Origin of the sequence: Flavobacterium adiutor (genome assembly GCF_048282555.1) — a bacterium.
Classification (GTDB): Bacteria; Bacteroidota; Bacteroidia; order Flavobacteriales; family Flavobacteriaceae; genus Flavobacterium.
The window spans coordinates 3,628,971-3,640,853 of record NZ_CP182487.1; the positions used below are offsets into that span (position 1 = coordinate 3,628,971).

12 protein-coding genes and 1 pseudogene are annotated in these 11,883 nt (G+C 30.7%); 11 read left to right on the plus strand and 2 right to left on the minus strand.

The window, feature by feature from the left end; translation table 11 throughout:
- Positions 1-469: 469 nt before the first annotated feature.
- The 7 genes and pseudogenes from ACNC7R_RS15365 to ACNC7R_RS15395 form a co-directional block, all read left to right on the plus strand.
- A complete protein-coding gene (locus ACNC7R_RS15365; RefSeq protein WP_417943179.1) occupies positions 470-715 on the plus strand; it encodes a transposase in 246 nt (81 codons plus the stop codon).
- Positions 716-946: 231 nt separating this feature from the next.
- Positions 947-1,264 carry a hypothetical protein gene (locus tag ACNC7R_RS15370; RefSeq protein WP_417941949.1) on the plus strand — a complete coding sequence of 106 codons (318 nt, stop codon included), beginning with the start codon at positions 947-949 and terminating at the stop codon, positions 1,262-1,264.
- Between the two features lie 391 nt (positions 1,265-1,655).
- Positions 1,656-3,470, plus strand: a complete 1,815-nt coding sequence (locus ACNC7R_RS15375) for a KAP family P-loop NTPase fold protein (RefSeq protein WP_417941950.1) — start codon at positions 1,656-1,658, stop codon at positions 3,468-3,470.
- Between the two features lie 7 nt (positions 3,471-3,477).
- Positions 3,478-4,296 carry a Qat anti-phage system associated protein QatB gene (gene qatB, locus ACNC7R_RS15380; protein WP_417941951.1) on the plus strand — a complete coding sequence of 273 codons (819 nt, stop codon included), beginning with the start codon at positions 3,478-3,480 and terminating at the stop codon, positions 4,294-4,296.
- Positions 4,293-5,591: a Qat anti-phage system QueC-like protein QatC gene (gene qatC, locus ACNC7R_RS15385; protein ID WP_417941952.1), complete on the plus strand. Its 1,299-nt coding sequence runs from the start codon at positions 4,293-4,295 to the stop codon at positions 5,589-5,591. Before qatB ends, qatC begins: the two co-directional genes overlap by 4 nt.
- Entirely contained in the window at positions 5,584-6,312 is a 729-nt protein-coding gene (gene qatD, locus ACNC7R_RS15390; protein ID WP_417941953.1) for a Qat anti-phage system TatD family nuclease QatD, read from the plus strand. Before qatC ends, qatD begins: the two co-directional genes overlap by 8 nt.
- A 45-nt stretch (positions 6,313-6,357) precedes the next feature.
- Positions 6,358-6,656 (plus strand): annotated as a pseudogene (locus tag ACNC7R_RS15395) (transposase); the annotation flags it as partial.
- An 84-nt stretch (positions 6,657-6,740) separates the two neighbouring features.
- On the opposite strand, the gene ACNC7R_RS15400 reads toward ACNC7R_RS15395, so the two are convergent.
- Together ACNC7R_RS15400 and ACNC7R_RS15405 are read right to left on the minus strand one after the other, a co-directional pair.
- Complete coding sequence (locus tag ACNC7R_RS15400) at positions 6,741-8,018, minus strand: PD-(D/E)XK nuclease family protein (RefSeq protein ID WP_417941954.1); 1,278 nt, start codon at positions 8,016-8,018, stop codon at positions 6,741-6,743.
- Positions 8,019-8,308: 290 nt separating this feature from the next.
- Positions 8,309-8,713, minus strand: a complete 405-nt coding sequence (locus tag ACNC7R_RS15405) for a helix-turn-helix domain-containing protein (RefSeq protein WP_417941955.1) — start codon at positions 8,711-8,713, stop codon at positions 8,309-8,311.
- A 175-nt stretch (positions 8,714-8,888) separates the two neighbouring features.
- Here ACNC7R_RS15405 and ACNC7R_RS15410 point away from each other — a divergent pair, with 175 nt between their 5' ends.
- From ACNC7R_RS15410 to ACNC7R_RS15425, 4 genes are all read left to right on the plus strand, one after another.
- Positions 8,889-9,239, plus strand: coding sequence for a hypothetical protein (locus tag ACNC7R_RS15410; protein WP_417941956.1), 351 nt, complete (start codon positions 8,889-8,891; stop codon positions 9,237-9,239).
- Positions 9,240-9,291: 52 nt separating this feature from the next.
- Positions 9,292-9,522, plus strand: a complete 231-nt coding sequence (locus ACNC7R_RS15415) for a hypothetical protein (protein ID WP_417941957.1) — start codon at positions 9,292-9,294, stop codon at positions 9,520-9,522.
- Positions 9,519-11,144, plus strand: coding sequence for a hypothetical protein (locus tag ACNC7R_RS15420; RefSeq protein WP_417941958.1), 1,626 nt, complete (start codon positions 9,519-9,521; stop codon positions 11,142-11,144). The genes ACNC7R_RS15415 and ACNC7R_RS15420 overlap by 4 nt, the downstream gene beginning before the upstream one ends.
- Before the next feature lie 581 nt (positions 11,145-11,725).
- The gene (locus ACNC7R_RS15425) at positions 11,726-11,869 is read left to right on the plus strand and encodes a hypothetical protein (RefSeq protein WP_417941959.1); all 144 of its coding nucleotides are present in this window, start codon (positions 11,726-11,728) and stop codon (positions 11,867-11,869) included.
- The last annotated feature ends 14 nt before the right edge of the window (positions 11,870-11,883 follow it).

Below are 11,883 nucleotides of genomic sequence, written 5' to 3' on the forward strand. Positions count from 1 at the left end.
AAATAATTATTAAGAAATTAAAGGTTAATATTTCGTTATAATTATAAATTTAAACTTGTTAAAATTAAATACAAGGAAACAAACAACTATCCTGCACTATCCTGTTTTAATAAAAATAAGTATTAATATTTTAATTTATTTTCATAAAATTGGCAATAAAAAAACATTATATTAAAAAAAACTTTTACTTAATTAACGAAAAAAAAATACTGGTTTTACTGAACATGTGGAGACAATGACTCTATATTTTACAATTCATTTATTATATCTTTAGAGCAATTTTTTTTAAAACAATCTGTCATAAAATAAAATTCGAGTACAAAATGATAGTCAATTTGATGAAGTGACTTTATCCAAGGGAGGATTTTACACCATTGGAACCAATAAGAAATCCAAAGGTAAAAAAGTTGCTTAGTGGCTATTATTGGAGGAACAAAGGCAGAACATATTATTGAACATATCAGTAAGATTGACCATAAAAAAACCGGTTAAAGAGATCACACTTGATACGCCCAATTCTATGAAATTAATCCCTGGGAGATGCTTTCCTAAAGCCGTAGAGGTGACCGATAGGTTCCATGTTCAAAAACTAGCAGTGAAAGCTTTGCAGGAAATCCGAATTAAACATCGATGGGAAGCTATGGATTCTGAAAATCAATTAATATTACAGGTAAAGAGAGAAAATAGAGCATATATAGTCGAGTTACTCAACTAAATAAAACGTTTACAATGCCGCACACAAAGACAGAATTAGGATGCACCACAAACAAATCCTTTTACTGGAAAACTTGTTTTATATGTAATCCACAGACAAAAAGACTTAATTTAGTCCCAGACTATAAACAGCAAAATTCAAAAACAAAAGTATAAAATGGAAATACGTTTATTATTGGTTTTAAGAACAGGCGACACAAAAAAACTATTCGATTTTTAAACCCTGTTCGGGTTGACTTTTGAGTACCACCAACACGGAAATTCGCCCTTTCATTATAGTGCGACTATCGGAAAAACAGTTTTAGAAATTTATCCTTTAACCAAAAGCCAGACCGAAGCAGACAAAAACCTCAGATTAGGATTCGGTATTGACAACTTCGAGGCTACGATTCAAAAATTAAGAGCATTAGAAGTCGTTTTTGCATTACCTCCTACACAAACGGAGTTTGGATTTAGGACTGTAATTGAAGATTTTGAAGGAAGGAAAATTGAGTTGTATAAAAATAGCGAAGTTTTTAACAAATCAATAATCTCTAAATTACTTTTATAAAATAATGGAAGTGTTTTTAGGAGAAATATCTATTTAAACATAAAAAATTACAAAACTTGTAGGATGAAAACTGTGAAAAGAAAGTTCTAAAAGATTTTAACTAACATCTTGTCAATAAGTGCATTTGTTCTAAAATCTTTTTTATTTTCAAAAACTACACTAAATGTTTTTCATTATTATTCTCTATCGTCTTAATACAATTAAAAACAGGTATAAATACTTATTAACAAACATAACTTTAATTGATATTTTTGAAACTACTTATTCAAATTAATGAATTATGGTTATCCGTAAAAAAGCTATTAATTAATATCTAATATTTGTTTGTGATTAAAAATTATTAATTGAGAACCAAGAATTATAAAAACTAACCCAATTTCAAAAATAAATTATGTGGAAAGATAGTGAAACTGATATTGATCTATTAGATTTTGATTATTTAATAGGAATAACAAAAGATATTATCGAAAATGAGTCTTTATCACCTTGTACTATAGGTGTTTATGGGGATTGGGGGAGTGGTAAATCGAGTTTGGTCGAAATGCTATTGAAAGACTATGAAAAAAAGGAAGGTTATCTATGTATTAAATTCAATGGATGGCTTTTTGAAGATTATGAAGATGCTAAGACAGCTTTGTTAGGGAGTATTTTAGATAAAATAAAAGAAAATAAAACGATTACTACTAAAGCTAAATCTACTTTAAAAAAGCTTTTTAAAAATCTTAATTATCTAGATGTTGCGAGCAAAGGATTAAAATATGGTGCTGATATATTATTAACGGGAGGCATTGGAACAATTGCGGATATAACTGTTCAAACTGTTCTTAATAAGACAAAATCTTTAACAGAAGATGTAAAAAGTGAGGATATCAAGAAAATTTTGGAAAAGGCATCGAAAAAAGATGAGGTCAGAAAGAATTTAAGAGACTTTAGAAATGATTTTGAAAAATTACTCAAAGAGACTAATATAATAAAATTAGTTGTATTTATCGATGAATTAGATAGATGTAACCATGATACTATATTAGAAACTTTAGAAGCTATTAGATTGTTCCTGTTTATAAAAGGTACATCATTTATAATTGGGGCAGATGAAAGGCAAGTAATGTATGCAGTAAGAACAAAATTTCCTGAGGTAAAGGGGAATCAAATTGATATAGGAAAGGAATACTTAGAAAAAATGATCCAATATCCAATTAAAATTCCTCAATTAGGTGTCAATGAAGTGGAATTTTATATAACCTGTTTGTTTTTTCAGCATGAATTTAAAGATGACTACAGTAAGATACTTCAGTTTATTAAAGAAGGAAGACAAGATAATTTTTTAGATTTCGAAATTACATTTGAATTAATTAAAGGAAAATTTAATGGTCTTGATGAAAATAAAATAAAAGAAACAATCTCACTTTCAAAACAATTATCTTCAGTTCTTTCAAGTAGTTTGAATGGTAATCCAAGACATTGCAAAAGGTTTTTAAACTCTCTGTCAATGCGTTTAAAGATGGCAGAGTTAAAGAAAATCAATTTAGAGAAAAAGGCATTAGCAAAAATAATGTTGATTGAATACTTTAAAGACGACGTATTTAAAAAGATTGGACAATTACAATCAAATGAAAAAGGTAAACCTAAAGAGCTTAAATTGATTGAAAACAATGAGTGGAATGATGTTGATGTTTTAAAATTGTGGAAAGACGATGAATGGTTTCGAAACTGGTTGAATATAGAGCCCAAATTAGCTGATGTTGATTTGCAACCTTACTTTTATTTTACTAGAGAAAGTCTTCAAAATAATTCAATTAAATCTGTTACATCCTTAAGTACAGAAGCATTAAGTATTTTGAATGATCTTCTTTCTTTATCAGATTCTAAAAGAAACGAAGCTATAAAAAAGTCGTCTAATATTAATGAATTTGAATCCTTAGAAGTTTTAAAATCAGTTTTCTTTTCAATAGAATCATCTTCGGATATTGATATTAGTTTATTCAAGTCGTTTATAGAATGGTCGGCTACAAGAGAACAATTATATACGGATGCGATTTCTAAACTATCAAGTTTACCAGCTGAAAGAATTAAGTTTTCATTTATACCAAGTGTTTTTCAATTTGGGAAACTTAGTAATAAATTAACTGAAATTAAAGAATTAGCAAGTAAATGGGAAAAAGAAAATCCTAAATTAAAAACAGCAATTGGGCTAGAAAATAAATAGAGTAAATATGGGAACTTCAAGCATGTATAATGGATATTCAGATGGTAATAGTCAACGAAATCCATTACTTCCTGATGATTTTAATGATGATACTGGGAATAGTAATGATGGAAATCAAAATCAAGAAAATGAACAAGATAGTCAAGAAAATGGTAAACCAAATGATAAAAAATGGGAAGACACTAAGAGAAGTTTTTCTAAATTAGCATCTGGTACTTCTAAAAATACAAGAGGTGCAGTATCTAAATATATTAAAGCTTATGGAGGTTCTAAATCAGCAACAAAGAATGCTGTATCAGGAATAAGAACAACTGTTAATTTAGGAAATTTTTTAAGTAATGCTTCCACTCAAGGATTTAAGGAAACACTTGAAAATCTTAAAATAGAGTATAAAAATAGATCGACGAATCAAGTTCTTAACGATCTGATTAATTATCTCGCGCCTAATCCCATAACAAAAGAAGATTCAATTGCTCGAAAAGCTCTGATTGTTACAATGGAAAAATTATATGAATTAATTGAGAATGACAATATAGATATTGAATCAATTGATAAATTAAATGAAGAGACTATAAAACAGATAATTCCTCTGTATGTTGAGAGTTATATTTATGAGCGATTATTAAATGATCTTGGAAGTCGAATAGAGGCAAATTCATTAAATTCAGCAAATGCAGTTAAACTAGAAAAGGAATTAAAAGAATATATTAATTCGAAGGTTGAAATTGCATTCAAAGGGTTGGATGCGACAAATACTGAATTTTCAAAAAAACAAGTGGAAAGTTTATATAATCAATGTTATAAAGTAATGGAGGATTTAAAATGAGTAAGATAGTTTTTAAATTAAATACTGATGACAATTTCAGTATTCAGGATAGTGATTTTGAAGTAGATTTGACATCAAAAAAGGAGTATAGCCATACTTTTTTTAATAGATATAAAAGACTCTATAAAATGCCTCATTTTTTTCAAAACGAAGCTTTAGATTTATGGTATATATCATTGATGATTTATTATGCTGATAGAGTGATTTTAAGAAAAGGAACTTATGATAATTGGACTAGGCAAATTAAACTATATATACCAGTAATAGAAATTGAAAAATGGAACGTTAACAAAGATTTGTTAATTACTACATTATCATATTTGAGTGGCGATTTATGGGATATAGAGTTTAGAAAAAGGACTTTGAATTATAAAGAAGTTAAAATATCGGAAAAGATACCTAAATGGTTTATTGATGAAAAGTTTGAAACCGATACATTTTGTATGCTTTCAGGTGGTTTAGATTCATTTATAGGAGCTGTCGATTTGTTAGTTGAAAACAAACAGGTGGCATTTGTAGGGCATTATGGAGGAGGCAAGGGAGTTAAACCATTTCAAGACAAAGTTAACGGCTTACTTAAAGAAAAATTTAAAATTGAGGAGAAAAATTTCTTTAATTTTCATGCAGCTCCACAAAAAGGCAAAGAAGATAGTACAAGAACACGTTCGTTTATGTTTTTTACTCATGCCATTATTTTAGCTTCATGTATGAAAAAAAGAGTTAAATTATATATTCCTGAAAATGGATTAATATCTTTAAATATTCCACTTACTAATTCAAGATTAGGAAGTAGTAGTACAAGAACGACTCACCCATATTATATGGAACAATTACAACTACTTCTAAATAATTTAAGTATTGATGTTGTTTTGTATAATCCTTTTCAGTTTCTTACAAAAGGAGAGATGTTAATCAATTGTAAGGATGAGAGTTTTGTAAAGGATAATTATTTTTATACTATGTCTTGTTCGCATCCAGATCAAGTTAGGTATATTAAAGGTAATAAGCCTAAGCATTGCGGTACGTGTTTGCCATGTACAATACGACGAGCTTCAATTTTAAAAGCTTTTAATGATGATAATACAGATTACAATGATGCAAATTACAAGAATAAAAAAGCAAGAGTTGAATTAAGATCATTTAAAATTGGAGTTAAAGACCATCAAGATAATAAAGCAAGTAAATTTAGAATTCAAATTGCTGGTCAATTAGTAAAGGATTTTGATAAATACAATGATTTATACAAAAGAGGGATGGAGGAACTATCAAATTTTTTAGATTTGCAAAATGAGTGATTTTTTATTTGATACACATTCCCATTTAGACTTATTAAAGAGTTTTGATTATACTGTTCAGGAAATCGAAAAAAAGAAGATATATACTATTGCTGTAACTAATTTGCCTGTTCTTTATCAAAAGCTGATAACAAAAATTGATTCAAAATATATAAAACCAGCATTAGGCTTTCATCCTGAGTTAATTGATCAGTATCAGAAATATATACCTGAAATGTGGAGATTATTACCTGATGCAAGATATATTGGGGAAGTAGGATTAGACTTTAAGATTGGTAAAGATTCTAAAGAGTTGCAAACGAAATTTTTTGAAGAATTAATATTTCGATGTAATGATTTAGGGGGGAAAATTTTAACCATCCATTCTCGAGGAAGTGCTAAAGAAGTAATTTCAATTATAGGTGAAAAATTTAATGGCAAATATATTTTACATTGGTATTCTGGAAATATAAAAGATCTCCAGACTGCAATATCTAATGGCGCGTATTTTTCAATCAATTACGCTATGGTTACATCGTCTTCAGGGCAAAAAATCATTGAAAGCATACCAAATGAAAGGTTGCTACTTGAATCAGATTCTCCTTTTATACTTATAAATAAAAAACCTTTCAGTACACTGGAAATAGATAAGGTGGTTACAAAATTAGCAGTGATTAAAAATATAAGTTTTGAAGAGATGCTTCATATTTTATACACTAATTTCAAGTATTTATTGCAGTAAACGTAAAAAATAATTATATTATTACAAAAGAATGACTAAAGAAAGAAATATCCTTATACTGTCAAATCATGGCAGGAAAACTGGTAAGAACTCACGTGTTTTTTAAATTTCCAAGAGAAATTAGAAAAATCATCTACACAACAAATTTGATTGAAAACCTCAATGGAAAGATTAGAAAATACACCAAAAATAAATTATCATTCCCTACAGATGAAGCTGTTTTAAAATCTGTATATTTGGCTTTAAGGGAAACAACCAAAAAATGGTCAATGCCAATCCATAATTGGGGATTAATACTAAATCAGTTCTTAACTATATTTGAAAAAGGGTTCAACTTTAATTAAAAAGTCAAAAAAGTCAAACCCCATTATTTTTATACTTACACACTTTTTAGGACAGTGTCTAAATTATAGTAAACTAATACGCACTTATTCAGGATAGATATCTAAAATTTCCTGTATTATAGTAATAATTTCTTTATATTCTCTACTACTTTCAACAGCAGCAATACTATTCCATATCTCAGAGTTATCACCCCAATCACAATTTTCAGTATATTTCCAAATCCACCAATCGTTTTCTTTGAAACCATTCTGTCTGAATATTTCTCGTATTTTATTTTTATCATCTAAATTGAGTTCAGGCAGATAAGAAACACCAACATACAATCCTTTATAATTTTTATATTCAAAAATCACACATATTTGAATATGATTATTACTCCAGGATTTAGGCTTAAAAAATAATCCGAATTCTGAATCTTTCTTTTCCCAATCTGCATTAATTGTCATTTCGTTTTTTAAGGCATAATCCTTCAGATGAGCCATAAAATTATAATATAAATCACTTTTTAAAGCTTCAATATTTCGTGATATTTCAAAACTGCTAATGACATTATTTTTCATTGATTCTACAATTTCTTTACTCATCTTATTATTGGTAGATTGATTAGTTATTTTTTTTATCAAATTTAAATATTGAAAAAGAGTCTCTCTAATTAAAGGAAGTGAAACAGTTTTTTCAATGCATTTTTCAATCCATTGTTTAATATCATCTTTAAAAGAAATTGGATAATACAAACATTGGTGTATATTTTGGATTCCCTCATAATTTTTCAAGTTTCTCTTATATTCTTCTTTGTCTTTGTAATGAAAGTTATATCCTTCTATATTGCCATCAGTCAAAGATTTATTTTCGTGATTTAAAATCTTTCCTTCTTTTGTCAGGTAAAAAATATAGAATCTTTTTCTTCTTTTCTTTGCATAATTGTGATACCTTATTAATTGATAATCCTGATCTTGGGCATTTACTTTCGTTTCAATAATAATGATTTGTTTATTATCTTCAATTATGATATCAATTCTTCCCCCAGTGACATTGACCCAATCATTGTTAACGCTGATTGTTCTTTCGCAAATTTTTTCATTTACTAATTTATCAAATGGAGATAATTTTATATTCTCATGTTTTTCATTAAACTTTAATTTTAAATGGCTTACAAATAAATCCAGAAATATATTTTCCTGACCATGAGTTCCACACGGATTTAAAAGTTCTCCAATTATAGCTGAATGAGTTTTAACTTCATCTGATTCCATTTGCAGTACGGAGAAAATGTTAAAATTTTCACCAGTAATACCAGCAATCTCATTAAACTTCTTCTGAATAATAGATACTTGTTGCAATAAACTATCGGTTTTAATCATCTTTTTTAATTAACTTAAGTTTGTTTATTCTCACATCACCTAATTTCAATTCGATAAAATTGAAAATTGTGTTTTATCTGATTTTAAAGTAGTTAATAATATGTTCTAGTCCTCATAGTTTGTTGATTTTACAATACTACATAAAAAAATAGTATTACAATTCTGGTTTTCCATAAAAAATAAGATTTATTTTACACTTTATAAAGAAGTTAACTATTCATCTTTGTTTTAAAGAAAAAAGGCTCAACTAAATAGTTGAGCCTTAATTTATAATAAGAATGATCCCTAAATCATTTATTTATTAGTCTTTCAAGCCTTACCATCATTTCATCTTTTTCTTTCAGCATGCGCTCATACAATGCAATCTTTTCTTCATGTAGTTTAATAAATTGATCGATATGATTAATAGTCGAATTATAGAATACAGAGGCAGGCTGTTGACAATTATCAAATGTATTAGAAATAATATTAATTGCCTGCTCCTCATCAAAATTCTGAAAAGCCTCAACCGGAATTTTTAATACAGCTGAGATTTGTTTTAGCAGATCATCTTCAATTACATCTTTCTGCTCCAGCATAGAAATTTTCTTTTGGTTCCAGTCTTCACCCAGATCATAAGCCAATGCTTCCTGCTTGATGTTAAGCATTTCTCTGAAACGTTTTACGTTTCTTCCCTGATGTATTTTTTGTTCCATATCGAGTACAATTTCTGAAGGCTCAAAGATAAAGCCATCTGCATTAAAAAGTGTGAATTTCAAAGATAAAAAAATATCCGTAAAATATCCCTTTGTCAGATAGTATATCCAAATCAGGAATAGTTTATCCTTTTGAAAGAATAGAACTTCGTTCGTGAATCGTAAGCTACTCACTATGAAAAATAATAAAAACAGTAAGAGAGAAAAAAGGCTCATAATAACGCCTGAACAGGCAAAGACCGCATTGAGTATGTTTTTGCAACATCCGGAAAAAATGAAACTCGAAAAAGGAATTGCAGCACTGCTCGAAAAACTCAAAAATCCCGGTGTCAATAGAATATTCGATAACTATCCTGACCTTTTGCAGCAATACGACTTAGAAGAACTACTTTCAGGCAATCTGGAAATCCCTGATACTAAGAAACAGGAAGTCAAAACAGCAGGAATTCTTTCGTGCCTGCAGGTACTAATATACTTTTGTTATGACCTAGAAAGAAAACCCAAATCCGGCTCATCATCAGTTTGATAGTCTTCGGTATATTTTAAAATCGATCACCGCCTCAGAGTTCATAAACGAATTGCTCCTTATAGTAATCATAGTCACAGGAGTAGGTTATTATAAAAAGTATCGGCAAAAAATACAGCACTTCAATTTTGAAACACAAAACGCCATATTGCTGGAGAGTGACCCTGAACTGCAGGAACACTTCGACCTGATGGTTTGGTTTGCCATGACCAGACTGTTTACAGAATCAGTATATGTCTATTTCAACCATCCGGATCAAAACCTTAAAACCACAACAATATGAAAACTTCAGCAAAACTTTCATTCCCAAAACTCCAAAACGAATATCTAGAAAACATCCAGCGCCAGTTGGTAAGTCAGCATACCATCGTTCAGGTGTTTTTTACCCGGGAACCTTCGCCCCTGTTTTCACAACTCATCATCCATACCGAAAAAAATACCTCTGTCCAGGAGCTTCGGCAGAGCAAATGGGTCGCCAAAGTGAGAACCCAGTATCAAATCAATGTCTGTTTTATCTATTCTTCAAAACTGCATCATCAGTATGCTTTAGGGTCACCTTTCATTGCGTTGTATTGCCGTCCGTCTGCTGTGATCTATCAAAATGAAGAATTAGAAGAAGCTGTTTTCAGTACAGGAGAATGGAAAAAATACAAGAGGAAATTGAATGCCTATCAAAACAATTTTTACCACGATCACGAACTTCAGAAATGGCAGATTAAAAACCTCATGGCAGAAGGCGCCTCAAACAGTGTCTTTACCTCTTATGCCAGACTGCTGGCATACGACATCGAATGTTTAGAAGAACTCTATACCGGAAACACTTGCAACACCCTAAGTCTCGACGAAAGAATCCGCAACCTGACCGCATGCATTCCCGAAATTCAAAAATACTTCGTCCGAAACAACCGAAACCAATATTTCCTGACAGCTCTTTTTGAAAAAGCCAAACAAGCAGCTTCAGAGGATGATGCAATCTATAAAGACGAAATGTATCAGGCAGTTGAAAACAGCGAACAAAATCTGCTTCGCCTAGCCACAGAACGTTTTGACGAATTAAAGAAACAAATCAAAAAAGAAGCCGCTAAAAAACACGAAGTTCCCTGTCAAATTGAGAACAAACCAAAAGACAGCATCCTTGACGCCACCATCGAAAACATCCTAAATTCGGTAGAAGTCGAGCAAATTTACGCCTTCCATCAAATCACTTACGGAGAAAAAACAACCTATTACCTGCTGCTTATTGCCGATACCGTTGGCAACGAAAAAGTAAGAGCCTTAACCCACTCCCTCAAAAGCAAATTGGGAGACCAATACGATTTTGTCCTGTTAAGCCACAGCCGGTACTGGATCCAGAACAATCTGTATCAGTATCAGCATTTCTTTTCCGGTATCATTCAGGACCAGAACCTCATCTGGTCATCCGCCCCATACCACCCGGATTTCCATTGGGAAGCCCCCTTCGAGCCCTCGCACGCCGATTTGTATTTTCACTACAAAGCAGCCAAAAATGTGGCTTTTCAGTTTTTTGCAATAGCCGGCAATCCCAAACAAAACTACCAGGGTTTAGACTACCTGTTTGCATTGTTTTTCCTGTCGTTTTGCAGAACCTATATTTTCGTCAAAACATACTACCTGCCCCATTACCTGTCCGCGCAATCCTTATGGCAGCTGTGCAGCTACGCAGACCCCGACATAAGAAAATACCATTACCTGCTCGAACAATTCCCGACAGACATTTTTCTTTACACAGACAAACACATGAGCCTCCACCACAAACTGTCAAAACTCAGCAAAGAACAGGTCAGTCAAATGAACCTCATCGTCGAAAAACTAATCTTCGAATTACACCATCTGGTCATTGAAGGCAAATTAATATACTCTGACGAAGACGAAGACGAGGAATAAACTCCGAGGCAAAACAGAAACAATTGTCACCCTGAGTGGAATCGAAGGGTTATGGGAACAAAAGGCTTCGATAAGTAATTCTTTGCCCTCAAAAAAGTTTACGATTTTGTCTGGAAATAGCATAGAACTAATTGCGTAGCTTTTATACGTTTGAATCTTTTCGTTAAAATTAACTTACAAAAATGGCTAGATAAACCATTTGAAGAACACATAGAGCCTCCCCTGGAAAACATACAGTTTTTTTTAAAATGACCATTTCAAAGGCTAAACGCAATGAAATGGTCGAATTTGATATGCCGTAATTTTATTTAGGAAAGGATTGATTTAAAACCAAAAAAAGAGGAAAAAGCAAATAATACAAATCGATTTTAACATTTATAAAGTATTTTATACATTTGCCCGCAAATTAAAAAAAATATTCCCTCGCTTATAAAAAACGACTTTATATTCAAATTATGTAGTGGCTTTTTTTATTAAATGTCAAAGTTTAAAACTAATTACAATTGAAGTTTGTTGATATTATCAGTGCTAAACTTACACTTTAATTAGTAGGTATCGATTGGCCAAATGGTCCTTATGTTATGGAACCAGCTATTGACGTAACTGGAGGAACCAACTATTCGGTAATGGGAGCCAATCAGATTTCTAAAAATAGTTTATTAATTAAAGCAATCCAAAAATACCAGTTGACACTAAGAGAGGAAGAAATTATTGCAATGGTATAGTAAGGTTTTCGACA